This window comes from Pseudonocardia yunnanensis, from assembly GCF_039534065.1.
GTDB lineage: Bacteria > Actinomycetota > Actinomycetes > Mycobacteriales > Pseudonocardiaceae > Pseudonocardia > Pseudonocardia yunnanensis.
This window is the reverse complement of sequence record NZ_BAAAUS010000001.1, coordinates 119389-134253: the sequence shown is the minus strand read 5'-3', so window position 1 is coordinate 134253 and position 14865 is coordinate 119389. Positions and strand designations below refer to the sequence as shown.

Annotated in this window: 16 protein-coding genes; 7 read left to right on the top strand and 9 right to left on the bottom strand. The window is 70.3% G+C overall.

The window, feature by feature from the left end:
- Positions 1-113 precede the first annotated feature (113 nt).
- Complete coding sequence (locus ABD743_RS00685; RefSeq protein WP_344717662.1) at positions 114-1517, bottom strand: FAD-binding oxidoreductase; 1404 nt, start codon at positions 1515-1517, stop codon at positions 114-116.
- Between the two features lie 209 nt (positions 1518-1726).
- Entirely contained in the window at positions 1727-1879 is a 153-nt protein-coding gene (locus ABD743_RS00680) for a hypothetical protein (RefSeq protein ID WP_344717660.1), read from the bottom strand.
- A gap of 174 nt (positions 1880-2053) precedes the next feature.
- Between ABD743_RS00680 and ABD743_RS00675 the strand changes: the two genes are divergently transcribed.
- Together ABD743_RS00675 and ABD743_RS00670 are read left to right on the top strand one after the other, a co-directional pair.
- A complete protein-coding gene (locus ABD743_RS00675; protein WP_344717658.1) occupies positions 2054-3217 on the top strand; it encodes an MFS transporter in 1164 nt (387 codons plus the stop codon).
- Positions 3218-3511: 294 nt separating this feature from the next.
- Complete coding sequence (locus ABD743_RS00670; RefSeq protein ID WP_344717656.1) at positions 3512-4432, top strand: CapA family protein; 921 nt, start codon at positions 3512-3514, stop codon at positions 4430-4432.
- A gap of 29 nt (positions 4433-4461) precedes the next feature.
- Here the strand turns inward: ABD743_RS00670 and ABD743_RS00665 are convergent, their stop codons facing one another.
- Together ABD743_RS00665 and glnA are read right to left on the bottom strand one after the other, a co-directional pair.
- Positions 4462-5757 (bottom strand): glycosyltransferase family 2 protein, encoded by a 1296-nt coding sequence (locus ABD743_RS00665; protein ID WP_344717654.1) that lies wholly within the window; start codon positions 5755-5757, stop codon positions 4462-4464.
- Positions 5758-5986: 229 nt separating this feature from the next.
- The gene (gene glnA, locus ABD743_RS00660) at positions 5987-7411 is read right to left on the bottom strand and encodes a type I glutamate--ammonia ligase (RefSeq protein WP_344718753.1); all 1425 of its coding nucleotides are present in this window, start codon (positions 7409-7411) and stop codon (positions 5987-5989) included.
- Between the two features lie 161 nt (positions 7412-7572).
- On the opposite strand from glnA, the gene ABD743_RS00655 reads away from it, so the two are divergent.
- Genes ABD743_RS00655 through ABD743_RS00645 form a run of 3 tightly spaced genes read left to right on the top strand, consistent with a single transcriptional unit; the run spans position 7573 to position 9472 of the window.
- The gene (locus ABD743_RS00655; protein ID WP_344717652.1) at positions 7573-8046 is read left to right on the top strand and encodes an RDD family protein; all 474 of its coding nucleotides are present in this window, start codon (positions 7573-7575) and stop codon (positions 8044-8046) included.
- A gap of 34 nt (positions 8047-8080) precedes the next feature.
- On the top strand, positions 8081-8668 hold the full coding sequence (locus ABD743_RS00650) for a GyrI-like domain-containing protein (protein WP_344717650.1): 588 nt from the start codon (positions 8081-8083) through the stop codon (positions 8666-8668).
- A gap of 24 nt (positions 8669-8692) precedes the next feature.
- Entirely contained in the window at positions 8693-9472 is a 780-nt protein-coding gene (locus ABD743_RS00645) for a MerR family transcriptional regulator (protein WP_344717648.1), read from the top strand.
- Between the two features lie 4 nt (positions 9473-9476).
- Here ABD743_RS00645 and ABD743_RS00640 read toward each other — a convergent pair whose 3' ends face one another.
- Both ABD743_RS00640 and lipA read right to left on the bottom strand, forming a co-directional pair.
- Complete coding sequence (locus ABD743_RS00640) at positions 9477-10205, bottom strand: DUF4191 domain-containing protein (protein WP_344717646.1); 729 nt, start codon at positions 10203-10205, stop codon at positions 9477-9479.
- Positions 10206-10290: 85 nt separating this feature from the next.
- Positions 10291-11292, bottom strand: a complete 1002-nt coding sequence (lipA, locus tag ABD743_RS00635) for a lipoyl synthase (RefSeq protein WP_241042821.1) — start codon at positions 11290-11292, stop codon at positions 10291-10293.
- A gap of 111 nt (positions 11293-11403) precedes the next feature.
- Between lipA and ABD743_RS00630 the strand changes: the two genes are divergently transcribed.
- Positions 11404-12339 (top strand): LLM class F420-dependent oxidoreductase, encoded by a 936-nt coding sequence (locus ABD743_RS00630; protein ID WP_344717645.1) that lies wholly within the window; start codon positions 11404-11406, stop codon positions 12337-12339.
- Positions 12340-12354: 15 nt separating this feature from the next.
- On the opposite strand, the gene ABD743_RS00625 is transcribed toward ABD743_RS00630, so the two are convergent.
- On the bottom strand, positions 12355-12831 hold the full coding sequence (locus ABD743_RS00625; RefSeq protein WP_344717643.1) for an ArsR/SmtB family transcription factor: 477 nt from the start codon (positions 12829-12831) through the stop codon (positions 12355-12357).
- 42 nt (positions 12832-12873) lie between these two features.
- Here ABD743_RS00625 and ABD743_RS00620 point away from each other — a divergent pair, with 42 nt between their 5' ends.
- On the top strand, positions 12874-13065 hold the full coding sequence (locus ABD743_RS00620; RefSeq protein ID WP_344717641.1) for a glycine zipper domain-containing protein: 192 nt from the start codon (positions 12874-12876) through the stop codon (positions 13063-13065).
- A gap of 6 nt (positions 13066-13071) precedes the next feature.
- On the opposite strand, the gene lipB is transcribed toward ABD743_RS00620, so the two are convergent.
- Together lipB and ABD743_RS00610 are read right to left on the bottom strand one after the other, a co-directional pair.
- Positions 13072-13818 carry a lipoyl(octanoyl) transferase LipB gene (gene lipB, locus ABD743_RS00615; RefSeq protein WP_379659132.1) on the bottom strand — a complete coding sequence of 249 codons (747 nt, stop codon included), beginning with the start codon at positions 13816-13818 and terminating at the stop codon, positions 13072-13074.
- 111 nt (positions 13819-13929) lie between these two features.
- Entirely contained in the window at positions 13930-14820 is an 891-nt protein-coding gene (locus ABD743_RS00610; protein ID WP_344717636.1) for a TIGR01777 family oxidoreductase, read from the bottom strand.
- Between the last annotated feature and the right edge of the window lie 45 nt (positions 14821-14865).

The following is a 14865-nucleotide window of genomic DNA, read 5'->3' as shown; positions in this document are numbered from 1 at the left end:
CCAGCCGGCCCGGCTGCGACACCGGGCAGGACTGGCTCCAGTGAAGAGCGGTGGTGCCGGACATGATCGACGAATTGGTCACGTCCGGCCCCGCTCGGTCGGCCAGTGCCTGATCAGGCGGCCGGCACCACGTTGTGGTTGAGCCGGAACATGTTGTCCGGGTCGTAGGTCTTCTTGATGGCCACCAGACGCTCGTAGCGCTCCGGGCCGTAGATCGCGGCGGCGTCGGTCGCCTCATCCGGCGCGAGGTTGTTCACCAGCCGCTGGTCGCCTCGCCAGGGCTCCATGCCGTCGAGCAGCGCGGCGACCGACTTCTTGAGCTGGTGCTCCTCCGCCAGTGGACCCGCCGCAACGCCCAACAGGCTGTAGGGCAGGCCCCTGGTCGCCACGGCGTTGGGCACCGCCGGCTCCCGGTCCCACGCCCCGCCCAGGGCCCGCAGTTCGGCGATCGCCAGAGTGGAGTCGGAGTCCGGGCCGACGAGCTCGACCAGCTTGTCCAGCGCTTCGGCGGGGAACTTCCGCAGCATGATGCCCCGTTCGTAGTAGGGCACCGGGTCGGTCGGCTCATTGTGGATCGACGCGACCTCGGTGTAGGGCATGTCCCGCACGGTGTCCAGGACCGCCGGAGCCACCGCCCGCAGCGGCGCAATCATCCGCTCGCCGTCCTCGGCCGTGCCGGTGTAGGCGAACCGCAACGACACCACGAACGCCCCGCGCAGCGGTTCGGGCACTTCGGGCACCGGTGGCTGGCGCATGACGGCGAACGAGGAGACCATGATCTCCGGTGTGCCCGGGAGCCAGGCGGTCCAGGCGCGCAGCACGTCGGCCATCCGTTCACCGGGGAAGTAGATGGCGCCGCCGTAGAGGCGGGGCACCGGGAACAAATCGAATTCCAGAGCCGTGACAACACCGAAGTTGCCCTTGCCACCGCGCAGCGCCCAGAACAGTTCGGGATCGGACGAAGCGTCGACGTGCCTCAGTTCGCCGTCCGCGGTCACCACCTCGAGCGAACGCACATGGTCGGCGGCGTAGCCCTGGGAACGGCCGAGGGTCGGGCTGAGGCCGCCGCCCAGGGTGTAGCCGGCCACTCCCACCGTGGGATTCGACCCGTTCAGCGGAGCCAGCCCGGCCTTCACCGCCTTCGGGATGACCTCGGACCACATCACTCCGGCGCCGACCCGGGCCGCGCGGCTGACCGCGTCGATGGTCACGTCATTCATCCGATGGGTCGAGATCACGACGGCGCCGTGCGCCTTGCCGACAATCTGGTGGCCGGTCGTCTTCACCAGGACAGGCCGGTGCTGCCCCGCCGCGAAAGTGACGGCGGCCTGGACATCGGCCACGCTCTCCGCCACCACGATCACCGCGGGCACCAACTCGTGATTCAGGTTGAAGACGGCGCGTTCGTCGTCGTATCCCGCGCCGCCCGGCAGCAGAACCGAACCTGCCACCGTGGCCGCGAGGGCCGCGGCATCCTCCGGAAGGACCGGCGGCAGGGACGAATCGTCGAAATTCATCAGACACTTCCTGTTGCTAGTGCGAATATTTCGGAGCCGAGACAACCGGCGGCACAACGCCCGGCGGATCCATCTCGGTATGTAACGGCAGGAATTAAAATCACTTTTGCGCCGGATTTAGCTGTCCGGCAACATCCTGAAATATGATCACGGTCGTCCGATCCCTCGGCTCTGCCGAGCACTTCCGGGCATCCCGTTGAATCAGTCGTTCAAAGGATCAATTGCCGATCGGTCGGTAGCGGACGACCGGCACGGCTCGCGGGCCGGCCCGGTTCGTCGAACGTGATCGCTGCCGCGTCGACGCTGACCAGCACCTCGCCTGAGTCCCGGGTGTGCGCCCGCACCGCCATCGTGCTTCCCATGGGAGATCGGCCCTCCTCATGTCGTTGGGTAGGACCACTCAGCATACGTTACACTCAAGCATTGTAACGTTAAGTCGGCGACGGGCGGACAGCTGACGCCACAGGTTCAGGCCGTCGGAAGAATCGGAAGAACTTGTACGACGTTCATCCGACCAGGGACTCGGAAGGCTCTCGATGTCCGTACGCACCCATCTGCTCGCCGCTGGTGCCTTCACCGTCGGCACGAGCGACTTCGTGGTGTCGGGCGTACTGCTCGACGTCAGTGGGAAGCTCGGCGTCTCGCTGACCGCCGCGGGCCAACTCGCCACGGCGTTCGCGATCGCCTACACCGTCGGTGCGCCGCTGCTCAGCACCCTCACCGGCCGGTGGGACCGCCGCACCTTGCTGATCGCCGCTCTCGCCGTGGCCGCCGTCGGCAACGGGTTGTCCGCGGTGGCCAACACGTACCCTCTTCTGATCGTCGGCCGGATCATCGCCGCGCTCGGCGCGGCGGCCTATCAGCCGGCTGCCACGCTCGTGGCCACCGCGATGCTTCCCGCCGCCCAGCGCGCCCGGGCCGTCGGCATCGTCGTCGGTGGGCTGACGCTGTCGCTCGCCATCGGCGTGCCTGCGGGAGATCTGCTCGGCAGCAGAATCGGTTACGGCGGCGTGTTCGGGGCGGTGGCCGTGGTCACCGTGCTGGTCGCAGCCGCCGTGCCGCTCTGCTTACCCCGCATACCGGCGCCCCCGGCGGTGACGATGCGCGAGCGCTTCGCCGTCGCCGCTGACCGGCGCGTGCTGACAGCTCTCGCGATGACCTTGGTCAACGTGCTCGCCGGCATGGTCGTCTTCATCTATGTGACGCCCTTGCTCAGCGCCACAGGCGGCATCCACGGCGCCATCGTCGCTCTTCTGCTGCTCGTCTACGGCGTCGGGGCGATGGCCGGCAACACGTGGAGCGGCCGCGCTGCCGACCGGTTCGGCGCCGTGCCCACGCTCTTCGCCCTACTCGCCGGCTCGGTCGTCACAGCCGCGGTGCTCTCTCCGGCCGCGAGCACCGTCGTGGGCGCCGCCGTGATCCTCGCCCTGTGGGCTGCCTTCAACTGGGCGTTCAACCCCCCGGCCCAGTCCCTCCTGCTAGAGCTGGCTCCCACCGGCGGCCTGGTGCTCTCGCTCAACTCATCTGCGATCTTCGTCGGCACCGCCGTGGGTGGAATGGTCGGCGGAATCGTGATCGGCGCTGGCGGCCTGATCGCGCTGCCCCTGGTCAGTGCGGGCTTCAGCCTCGTCGTGATCGCTCTACTGCTGACGGTTCAGCTCGGCCGCAGGCCCGTGGCGGCAGAGAACGCGGTCGCGTGAGACTGCTTGCAACGCACGGTGTGACGGGTCAGACGTTCCGGGACCGGCGCTTGATGGGGTGCTGCCGTGATCACCTCGCTTAGGCTGGAACTGATTCCTCGAGCCGAGCCTGGAGTTCGTTTGCCGCGTCGGGCCCGCCGCCGGACCGCCGCCGCGCTCGTGTTGGCGGTGTTGGCCCTGAGCGGTTGCTCCGGCGGAAACGCCGGCGCAACCTCGATGAACACCGCGCCGCCCGCGCAGACGACCACTTCCACGCCAGGGGCCGCCGCCGGCAGGGAGCCGGCCGGCGCTCCGGTGACCATCGCCTTCGGAGGCGATGTCCATTTCGAGGGCGCCATCGCCGGCCGCCTGGCCGCGGACCCGGCCACCACGTTCGGGCCGATCGCCGGCGTATTGCGCCGTGCCGACCTGGCCGTTGTGAATCTGGAGACCGCGATCACCGAGCGGGGCACCCCGGCGGCCAAGCAGTTCACCTTCCGCGCGCCCCCCTCGGCCTTCGTCGCACTGCACTCGGCCGGCGTCGACGTGGCCACCATGGCCAACAACCACGGGGAGGACTACGGCGTCGTGGGGATCCGCGACTCGCTGGCGGCGGCCAGGCAGGCCGGTGTCCCGGTGGTCGGGATCGGCAACGACGCCGCCGAGGCGTTCCGGCCCTACGTGGTCACCGTGGACGGCCAGCGCATCGCCGTCATAGGTGCCACCCAGGTGCTGGACTCCAGCCTTGCCACCGCCTGGAGCGCCGGTGACGGCAAGCCGGGCCTGGCGTCCGCCTACGACGAGACGCGGCTGCTCGCGGCTGTGCGGGCGGCCCGGGCTGAGGGCGACACCGTGGTGGTCGACCTGCACTGGGGCCGCGAGCTGGAGCGCTGCCCGACCGACCCGCAGCGCGCGCTGGCGCCCAAGCTGGTCGCGGCAGGAGCGGACGTGGTGGTCGGGTCCCACGCCCATGTCCTGCTCGGGGGCGGCTACCTGCACGGCGCCTACGTCGACTACGGGCTCGGCAACTTCGTCTTCTACGCGCGCGGAGGGGTCACGGCCCAGAGCGGCGTGCTGCTACTGACCCTCCGTGGACGGGCGGTCACCAGGGCCAAGTGGGTCCCGGCCGTGATCTCGGGCGGCATCCCGCACCAGCTCCGGAGCGCGGCCGCCGAGCGAGCGGTCGCCAACTGGCAGTCCCTCCGCAGCTGCACCGGCCTGGCGGCGACGCCGTAGCTCACGTGGAGGCGCCGCTGAGCCGGACCTCAACTGTCGAGCAGGCTGCGAGCGTCGTGCCGGTGCAGCCGAGGAATGCTGTGACCGCCGGCCCTCACTCGTCGCCGCCCTTTGAGGTAGGCAGCAGGTCCGAGCGTGATGGCGAGCACCTTGCGCATGGCGGGCGAACCCGGAACGCCGGCAACAGCCTCGCGCGAACGGATCCGCCAGAGCTGACGCACCGCTGCAGGAGCCCGACGTAGTGCCGCTGCTCGCCCGACCGGGTCCACCATGATCTTCGCGATGAATCCGCCGAGGCCCAGGGCGTAGCCGTGTAGCTGGTTGTTCAGCTCGGCGATCGTCGGCCGGTGGTGGTGCCAGACGTATGCCGACGGCTCGTAGGCGAGCACGTGTCCGGCGAGCACCAGGCGGATCATGAACTCGCAGTCCTCGCCGCCGCGGGCCGGTGTGCCAGGCCCGAGGGCGGGGTCGAACCCGCCCAGACCAAGCGCGACTTCGGCCTTCACTGCCATGTTCGCGCCTACGCCGAAAAGCCCGGGTGAGAACGGGAAGATGGCTGAGTCGGGCGGGGGTTCGGAGAGCGAGAATCGGCGCCGCGAGAAGCCCTTCCGCCAGCCGAGGGCCTCGTCGGCCATGACCTGCGCGGGCGTTGCCAGCTCAGCGGCCAGTACTGGCGCGCAGACACACGCCACACCGGGCTCGGAGAGCGCCGCAGCGACGCGACCAGCCCACGCCGGGTCCACCTCCACGTCGTCGTCGATGAAGGCGACGAACTGCGCCCCACGGGAGGCCGCCTCGATGAGCCCCCGGTTGCGTCCGGCCGACGTGCCCCGACAACCCTCGCGCACGTATGTCACGCGTTCGTCGCCGACGGCATCGACCAGCAGGGCGGTCCGGTCGTCGTCCGGATCGTTGTCCACGATCACAATTGCGAGCTCAGGGCGATCCGTCCGCAGCAGGCTACGGATGCAGCGGGCCACGCTTTCTGGTCGACCCCGCGTAGGGACGACCACCGTGATCGGTGTCGACACGTTGCGCAGCGGGGGAGCGGCGCGCTCGATCTCGCGCCCGAGTTCGGTCCAGGCGGCGGCGCGTACGGTCTCGGAGGGAGCGCGGCCGCCGGTCAGGGGCACGACGACCTGGCCGACGGCAACTCCGTTCGCCGTGACGAGGAGCGCGGCGGCGGTGTAGGCCGGGTCGACGGCGATGTCGTCGAGATGTCCATGGATCTCGATCTCCCCGACCCAGATCGGGACGTTCGATGTCAGCTCGGCCAGTCGTCCCGCCGAGTCGAGCGGTCGAACGAGTACAGCGTCGCTGCTCATGCCGCCACTGTGGGCGCAAGCTGCTGTGATGACGCTGAGTTGCTGAGATGTCGCTGAGTGGCACGCCGCCGAATGCCCAACCGCGCCACCCTGCGGGAGTTCGGCTGGTGAGCGAGGGCTCGTGTACACGAGCACGAGAAACGGCGGTTGACGCTGCGAACGTCAGAAGACGTCTTCGCAGGTCAACCGCCGTTTCCGGGGCTGCCTAGCAGGTCAGCGCAACGTCAGATCAGACGTCGTAGTAGAGCGCGAACTCGTAGGGGTGCGGGCGCAGCCGCAGCGGGTCGATCTCGTTGTCCCGCTTGTAGGAGATCCAGGTCTCGATGAGGTCGGGCGTGAAGACGCCACCCTCGAGCAGGTACTCGTGGTCCTCCTCGAGCCGGTCGATCACCGCGGCCAGGCTGCCCGGCACCTGGGCGATGTCCTTGGCCTCCTCGGGCGGCAGCTCGTAGAGGTCCTTGTCGATCGGCGCGGCCGGCTCGATCTTGTTCTTGATGCCGTCCATGCCGGCCATCATCATCGCGGAGAACGCCAGGTACGGGTTGCCCGACGAGTCGGGGCAGCGGAACTCCAGGCGCTTGGCCTTGGGGTTGTTGCCCGTGAGCGGGATCCGGATACAGGCGGAGCGGTTACGCGCCGAGTACACCAGGTTCACCGGCGCCTCGAAGCCGGGCACCAGGCGGTGGTAGGAGTTCACCGTGGGGTTGGTGAACGCCAGCAGGCTCGGGGCGTGGTGCAGCAGGCCGCCGATGTAGTAGCGGGCGGTGTCGGACAGCCCGCCGTAGCCGGACTCGTCGTGGAACAGCGGCTGGCCGTCCTTCCACAGCGACTGGTGGGCGTGCATGCCCGAGCCGTTGTCACCGAAGAGCGGCTTCGGCATGAAGGTGGCGGTCTTGCCGGCGTGCCAGGCGGTGTTCTTGACCAGGTACTTGAACAGCATCACGTCGTCGGCGGCGTGGAGCAGCGTGTTGAACCTGTAGTTGATCTCGGCCTGGCCGGCGGTACCCACCTCGTGGTGGCCGCGCTCGACCTCGAAACCGCTGGCCATCATGTTGGCGACGATGTCGTCGCGCAGGTCGGCGTAGTGGTCGACCGGCGGCACCGGGAAGTAGCCACCCTTGTAGGCGACCTTGTAGCCCTGGTTGCCTCCGGCCTCTTCACGACCGGTGTTCCACCAGCCCTCGACCGAGTCGATGTGGTGGTACTGCTGGTGCGGGTCGGACCCGAAGCGCACCGAGTCGAAGATGTAGAACTCCGCCTCCGCGCCGAAGTAGGCGGTGTCGGCCACACCAGAGGCTCGCAGGTACTCCTCCGCCTTGCGCGCGACGTTGCGAGGGTCGCGGCTGTAGGGCTCGCCCGTGATCGGGTCGTGCACGAAGAAGTTGATGTTGAGCGTCTTGTGCTTGCGGAACGGGTCGAGCCGCGCTGTGGCCGCATCCGGGAACAGCGCCATGTCGGACTCGTTGATGGCCTGGAAACCGCGGACCGACGAACCGTCGAACGCGATGCCCTCGTCCATCAGATCCTGGGTGAACGTCGAGGCGGGGACAGTGAGGTGCTGCATGACGCCTGGGAGGTCGCAGAACCTGATGTCGACGTACTCGACGTTCTCGTCCGAGATGTAGCTCAGAACCTCTTCGGAGTTGCTGAACACGCTCACTGACTCCTCTCAACGGCACGCTCAGGGGGTCGGTTGACCACTCTTGTCAGCGACGCTATGGCCGTGGTGTTGCCCGGCTGTCACTCGGCCGTTTCGCGGAGGTTAACGGACCGGGCGGCCCGCTCATCAGGACCTGTCGCCCTACGCTAGACGCCATGGCGCGCTGGATCGAGTCCTGGATGCCCGGATCGGGCACCGGTTCCATGGGGCGCGGTGGCGAGGGCCATCCGGGGCAGCGCTTTGGCCTGCCTGCCGAGGGCGTGAGCTCCGTCGCCGGTTTCGGGCGCCGGTTGGCCGCGCTGGTGGTCGACTGGCTGCTCGGCTACCTGATCGCGGTGCTGGTGCTGGGGTCGGACGAGATCGGCGGCCCGAACCTTCCGTGGGCGGTGCTCGGCATCTGGTTCCTGCTCACGGCCATACCGGTGGCCGTGTTCGGGGCGAGCGCGGGCATGACCCTGCTCGGCATCCGCGTGGCGTCGATCGACTCCGCCGCCGTGATCGGGGTGCCGCGGGCGCTGTTGCGCACGGCACTGATCGCCCTGATCGTGCCGCCGCTCGTGCGCGACTCCGACGGCCGGGGGTGGCACGACCGCGCGGTGCGCAGCATCGTCGTCCGCACCCGGGCTTGACCCTCCCCGTACGGGAGAGCGGAACGTCGACGGCATGGAAGCCGACACGATCTCCCCGGACCCGACGAACCCCGGACCCACGACCACGGACCCGGTCCTTGCCGACCTTCCGGCCCGGGACACCCTCGCCGTCGACGGCCGGGGAGCTCCGGAGCATCCGTCCTTCGGTGCCGCCGTCCGTGCGTTGTTCGCGGCGCGGTCGGCGCTCGGCGCCGGCGAGGACGTGCCGCTGGAGGGCACCTACAGCCAGGGCGGCAGCGTGGAGTCCGACGACGCACCGCCGTTCGATCTCACGAATCCCGACGGCTGGCACTGGCGGCTGCTCGTTCCCGCACCGCCGGGTGCCACCGACAGCGCCGTCGCCGCTGCGGCCGCTCGCTTCGGCGCACCGGTGCAGCGTCGCCGGCAGCCGGAGCGCCGCGTGGCCCGGCTGCTGCATCTCGGGCCCTATGCCGACGAGGAGCCCTCGCTCGCCGCGCTGTACGCGTTCATCGCCGGAAACGGGCTGGTGCCGGCGGCCCCACACACCGAGATCTACCTCACCGACCCCTCGTCGACGCCACCAGCGGAGCTGCGGACCGTTCTGCAGGTACCGGTGGTGCCACCCGGCAAGCAGGGCTGACGGCGCGTTGGCGAGGCCGGTCCGATGAGCCTGATGCCGATCGGGGTGTTCGCTCGCCTTGCCCGTCTCACGGTCAAGGCGGTGCGGCACTACGACGCCGAAGGGCTGCTGGTCCCGGCCTCGGTGGACCCCCATTCTGGATACCGCTACTACCGAGCCGACCAGGTGCGCACGGCCACCACGATCGCTCTGCTCCGCGGCCTCGACGTGCCGCTTCCGGTGGTACGCGAGGTGCTGGCCGCCCCCGACGAGAGGACCGTGGCCGCCGTGCTCGCCGCCCAGCGGGAGCGCCTGGCCGCTGAGCTGGCCCGGCGCGAGCAGGTGCTGCGGTCTCTCGACGCACTGCTGGTGGCGCCCGAGCGGGTGCGCTACGACGTCGCGATCGCCGAACGGGCTCCACTCGCACTGGTCGGGATGAGCGGGCCGGTGCGGGCGGACGCGATCGACGTGGACACGGCGGCGCTGTGCACCGCTGTGCTCCGGACCGGAGCGGGGCACGGCCGCGAGCCGCTGGTCGGGGTCTTCCCGCTGGACCTGACGGACGAGTTCACTGTGTCGGTCGGCGTGGCGGCAGCGGCCGGAGCGTCCGACGTGACAGTGACGCTTCCCGGCGGCCCGTGGGCGGCCACACTGCACGTCGGGCCGTACGAGGAGCTGCCGCTGGCCTACACCGCGGTGCTGGAGCACGTACGCGCGCTCGGGCACCAGGCCAAGGGGCCGGTGACGGAGACCTACCTGACGGACCCGAGCACCGCGACGCCCGACGAATTCGTCACGCGGGTGGCGATGCCACTCGAGGCGTAGGCGGTCAGCGGCGGCGGACCGTGCGCTGCACGCTGCGCATCTTCGCCCCGGCCGGCATCGGGCCCTTCGGCATCGCCGCGGCGCGCGAACCCAGCGCGGCGAGCCGCGCTTCGAGGGACTCCATCTCCTTCGGGCTGATGTTGCGCGGCAGCTTCATGATGTGGCGCTGCAACTGCTTCAGCGGCACCATGCCCTCTTCGTTGCCCACGATCATGTCGTAGATCGGGGTGCTGCCCGCGACCCGCGCGGTGCGCTTCTTCTCCTGCGCGAGCAGGCTCTTGACGCGGTGCGGGGCGCCCTCTGCCACGAGGATGACTCCCGGACGGCCGATCACCCGGTGCACGGCGTCGAGGTGGGTGGTACCCGCCACACCGGCGGTGACGCGCCACTGGCCGCGCATGTTGTCGAGCGCCCAGCCCGCAGCGCCCGGTTGCCCGTCGGCCTTGGTGTACACCGACCGCTGCACCCGCCTGCCGAAGATGCTGATCGCGGCGAGGATGCCGATCGCGAGCCCGATCGGCAGCAGGAGCCAGTGGAGATCGAAGATCAGCCCGATGCCGAAGACGACGGCCACCGACACGACGATGGCGCCCACCATCAAGGGGATGAGCGCCTTGTCCTCCCGGCGCTGCATCTTGAACGCCTCGAAGATCTGCTTGCGGCGCGCCTTCGACGCCGCACGCTTTTCGCGCGCGGCTTCCTTCTTCGCTGCCTTGTCGGGCTTACCGGCCATACGGCTCAGGATACGGGTCGTCCAGCGACGATCGCGGGCAGATCCGCCCCGCTGACGGGGGGACTTTCCAGGACGACCTCGGAGGTCAGCGGGCCAGCAGCGAGCGTGCCTCCTGGGCTGCTGCGCCCTCGTCTGCCAGGTGGGCCAGATTCTCCGGGAGTTCCTCGCCCCGATGCGCCACGGTCTGGGCGTAGAGCCGGCCTGCGCGGTAGGACGAGCGCACCAGCGGGCCGGCCATCACCCCGGCGAACCCGATCTCCTGCGCCGCTGCGGAGTGCTCGACGAACTCCTCCGGCTTCACCCACCGCTCCACCGGGTGGTGGCGGAGCGAGGGGCGCAGGTACTGGGTGATTGTGATGATCTCGCACCCGGCGTCGTGCAGGTCGCGCAGCGCGGAGACGACCTCTTCCGGCGTCTCACCCATGCCGAGGATGAGGTTGGACTTGGTGACCAGGCCCGCTGCCCGGGCCTTGCTGATCACATCGAGGGAGCGCTCGTAGCGGAAAGCGGGACGGATCCGCTTGAAGATCCGCGGCACCGTCTCCAGGTTGTGTGCGAGCACCTCGGGCCGGGAGCCGAACACCTCGGCGAGCTGGTCGTCGATCGAGTTGAAGTCGGGAATCAGCAGCTCGACGCCGGTGCCGGGGTTGAGGCCGTGGATCTGCCGGACGGTCTCGGCGTAGAGCCACGCCCCGCCGTCCTCGAGGTCGTCGCGTGCCACACCCGTGACCGTGGAGTAGCGCAGGCCCATCGTGCGCACCGACTCGGCGACGCGGCGCGGCTCGTCGGTGTCGAGGTCGGCGGGTTTGCCCGTGTCGATCTGGCAGAAGTCGCACCGCCGCGTGCACTGTTCCCCGCCGATGAGGAACGTGGCCTCGCGGTCCTCCCAGCACTCGTAGATGTTGGGGCAGCCTGCCTCCTCGCACACCGTGTGCAGGCCGCCGGATCGAACCAGGCCCTTCAGCTCGGTGTACTGCGGTCCCGTGCGGGCGCGGGTGCGGATCCACGGCGGCTTGCGCTCGATCGGGGTCTCGCTGTTGCGGACCTCGAGGCGCAGGAGCTTGCGGCCCTCCGGTGCGATCGTCACGTACGTCAGGCTACGCCGAAGCCGAGCGGCGCGATCTCCTCCCATGTGACATGCGGCGCGCGACGGGCACGCACGGGATGGGGCCGTCCGGTCAGGGGTTAGCGTTCCCCAATGGACTTCAGGATCTTCACCGAGCCTCAGCAGGGGGCCTCCTACGACGACCTGCTGCGGGTGGCCAGGGCAACCGAGGACGCGGGCTACGACGCGTTCTTCCGGTCGGACCACTACCTGAAGATGGGCGAGGTGTCCGGCGAGCCGGGCCCGAGCGACGCCTGGATCACCCTCGCCGGGCTGGCGCGCGACACGTCGCGGGTCCGGCTGGGCACGCTCGTCAACTCGGCGACGTTCCGGCTCCCCGGGCCGCTGGCGATCGCCGTGGCGGGGGTCGACCAGATGTCCGGCGGCCGCGTGGAGCTGGGCCTGGGCGCGGGATGGTTCGAGGCCGAGCACGCCGCCTACGGCATCCCGTTCCCCGGGCTGGGGGAGCGGTTCGACCGTCTCGAGGAGCAGCTGGAGATCGTCACCGGCCTGTGGCGGACGCTGCCGGGCGAGCGCTACTCCTTCGCAGGCACCCACTACACGGTCACCGACTCGCCCGCGCTGCCGAAGCCGGTGCAGCAGCCGCAGCCGCCGCTGATCGTCGGCGGCCACGGCCCGAAGCGCACGCCCGCCCTCGCCGCGCGGTTCGCTACGGAGTTCAACGTCGCCTTCAGCTCGCCGGACGTCATCGCCACCCAGTTCGAGCGCGTCGCCGCGGCGTGCCGGGAGATCGGCCGTGACCCTGCCGAGCTGGTCCTCTCCGCCGCGCACACCATCGCCGTGGGCCGTGACGACGCCGAGGTGACCAACCGCTGCGTGACGATCGGCCGCAAGGTCGACGAGCTCCGGGCTGAGGGGCTGGCCGGCACGGTGGCCGAGATCGTCGACCGGCTGGGGCAGTGGCAGGAGAAGACCGGCATCACGCGGATCTACCTGCAGCTTCTCGACCTCGCCGACATCGACCAGATCGAGCTGATCGCGTCGGAGGTCGTTCCGCAGCTGCGCTGAGGCGGCCTCGGCCCTCTACCTGAGCTGCCCCGCGACGTCGGCGGCCGCGCTCAGCAGCACCAGCGCCGGCACCACGGCGCGGGGTGCGATCCGGTAGGACCCCCGGCCGTCCTGCTCCACGAGCCCGGAGTGGGTCAGGGAGCGCAGGTGGTGGTAGAGCTGGCCAGTCGAGGCCAGGTCGGCCGCCGCCTGCAGCGCGGCCGTGCTGTGCGCGCCGTCGGTGAGCAGGCTGCGGACGATGCGGGCCCGGGCCGGGTGCCCGAGCGCTGCGAGCACCGCTACCCGCGGGCCGTCGTCCAGGTTGAGAACAGCGCCGGCGTCGAGCGCGATCTCCCAGACGACGTCGCCGTGCAGGTGCACGTCACCCGAGTAGCGGACGGTGCCCGAGCCGTCCGCTACGGCCGGTGGTCCGGTGGGCGGTTCGCCGTGTTCCAGCGCCTCGATGCGGCGCTCGAGCTCGGCGAGCCGCTCCGGCAGGGATTGGTCGTGCACGCGATACCTCGGATATCCGGAATTACAGATTACGATAGCGCCATGAGCAAGCACCCGGACCGCACGAGTGGCACGGCGATGGGCACAGCGATCGCGGTGGGGATTGCGGTAGGAGCCGTCTTCGGCGTCCTCGCCGGCAACGTGGCGCTCGGCGTCGCGTTCGGTGCGGCACGACCCGTCGGACGCCGGGGGTCGTCCGACGACCGCTCCGGCCCGCCCGAGGGCACAGGCTGAGCTCGCTCAGCGCAACGAGGGATGCAGCTGGAGGTCGAGGCCGGCAGGGGCGGCCACCCGCGGCACGATGTGCTCGGCCACGGGCACGGTTCCGTCCAGTGCGGCCGTGACGGCCTCGGCGGCCGCTTCCCGTACGTCCGCCACGCCGACGGTCCTGCCCAGCTCCAGTGAGAGCGAGCTGGTTCCGGCGTCAGTGATGCCGCAGGGCACGATCCGGTCGTACTCGATGAGGTCGGGATCGCAGTTGAACGAGAATCCGTGCTGGGTGACCCCACCCTGTACGCGCACGCCGATCGCGCCGATCTTGCGCTCCGGGCGGATGTCGTCGGCGGGCAGCCAGACGCCGCTGCGGCCGTCGATCCGGCCCGCCGCGGTGAGCCCGAACTCGTGGGCCACGCGGATCAGCGCCTCCTCCAGCCGTCGCACGAAGTCGACGACGTCGAGCGGCTCGGTCAGCGCCACGATGGGGTAGCCGACGAGCTGGCCGGGGCCGTGCCAGGTGATGCGGCCGCCCCTGTCGACGTCGACGACGGGGGTGCCGTCGGTGGGGCGGTCCTCGGGCCGGGTGCGCTTACCCGCGGTGTAGACGGACGGGTGTTCCAGCAGCATCAGCACGTCCGGTCCGGTGCCTTCGCGCCGGGCGGCGGCGTTGGCACGCTGCATGTCCCAGGCGGACACGTAGTCGACGGTGCCCAGCCGGTCGATCCGGACGGGGTCGGTGGTGCGGCGGCAGGACCGGCCGGTGTGACGCATACCCATGATTCTTACGCTACGCCCGGGATCGCCTGGCCGGGGACGGCGCCATGTTGGTGGGGGCAATTGATCCACAGGATTCGGCGACTCGCGGGGTAGGGGACGGGTGGGTCAGCGGTCGAGGGCTGCGGCCAGCGCGTCGCGCACAGTGGTGTGGCGGAACTGGTAGCCGTGCTTCTGCAGCACGCCGGGCACGGCCATCGGCCCGGTGAGCACCAGTTCCTCGGCCATCTGGCCCAGGGCGGTTCGGAGGACGAATGCCGGCACGGTGAACGGGGCGGGCCGGCGCAGCACCTCGGACAGGGCCAGGGTGAACTCGGCGTTCGTGACCGGCTCGGGGCCTGCGAGGTTGACCGGCCCCGACACGTCGGGGTGTTCCAGCAGGAACCGCACGGCTCCGACCTCGTCGTCGAGGGAGATCCAGGGGAACGCCTGCTCTCCGGTGCCGATGCGGCCGCCGAGCATCAGCGAGAACAGTGGCCTCAGCCTGCCCAGGAGGCCGCCCCGCGGCGACAGCACCGCTGCCGATCGCAGGAGGACGACCCGTGCTCCCGCCAGGGCGGCCGGTGCGGTGGCGGCTTCCCAGTCGCGGCAGACCTCGGCGAGGAACCCCGCGCCGACCGGTGCCGTCTCGTCGACCACGTCGGACCCGGTGTCCCCGTAGTAGTTGATGCCCGAGGCGTTGAGCAGGGCCGGCACGCCGTGATCGGCGACGGCGCCTGCCAACACCTCGGTGGGCACATTGCGGCTGTCGCGCAGGAGTTGCTTGCGTGCGCCGCTCCACGGGCGGTCGCCGATCCCGGCCCCCGCCAGATTGACCACCGCGTCCACGCCGTCGAACGTGCCGTCGTCGATGCGGCCCGCCGGTGGGTCCCAGCTCCGCTCGTCTGGTGCGGCGGCGGGCCGCCGCACCAGACGCAGCACCTCGTGACCCGTGGCCCGGAGATGGGCCACGAGCGAGGTTCCGATCAGGCCGGATGAGCCGGCGACGACGATGCGCACGCGGTGATCCTCGCCGAACCCGACGGAGCGCGCGAGTCGGGCGCG

Coding starts and splice junctions, on each gene's coding strand:
- ABD743_RS00630 (WP_344717645.1), top strand. CDS start 11,404: ATGGACTTCAGGATCTTCACCGAGCCTCAGCAGGGGGCCTCCTACGAC.
- ABD743_RS00645 (WP_344717648.1), top strand. CDS start 8,693: ATGAGCCTGATGCCGATCGGGGTGTTCGCTCGCCTTGCCCGTCTCACG.
- ABD743_RS00655 (WP_344717652.1), top strand. CDS start 7,573: ATGGCGCGCTGGATCGAGTCCTGGATGCCCGGATCGGGCACCGGTTCC.
- ABD743_RS00665 (WP_344717654.1), bottom strand. CDS start 5,757: ATGAGCAGCGACGCTGTACTCGTTCGACCGCTCGACTCGGCGGGACGA.
- ABD743_RS00680 (WP_344717660.1), bottom strand. CDS start 1,879: ATGGGAAGCACGATGGCGGTGCGGGCGCACACCCGGGACTCAGGCGAG.
- lipB (WP_379659132.1), bottom strand. CDS start 13,818: ATGCGTCACACCGGCCGGTCCTGCCGCCGCACCACCGACCCCGTCCGG.
- ABD743_RS00650 (WP_344717650.1), top strand. CDS start 8,081: ATGGAAGCCGACACGATCTCCCCGGACCCGACGAACCCCGGACCCACG.
- ABD743_RS00685 (WP_344717662.1), bottom strand. CDS start 1,517: ATGAATTTCGACGATTCGTCCCTGCCGCCGGTCCTTCCGGAGGATGCC.
- ABD743_RS00640 (WP_344717646.1), bottom strand. CDS start 10,205: ATGGCCGGTAAGCCCGACAAGGCAGCGAAGAAGGAAGCCGCGCGCGAA.
- ABD743_RS00675 (WP_344717658.1), top strand. CDS start 2,054: ATGTCCGTACGCACCCATCTGCTCGCCGCTGGTGCCTTCACCGTCGGC.
- ABD743_RS00620 (WP_344717641.1), top strand. CDS start 12,874: ATGAGCAAGCACCCGGACCGCACGAGTGGCACGGCGATGGGCACAGCG.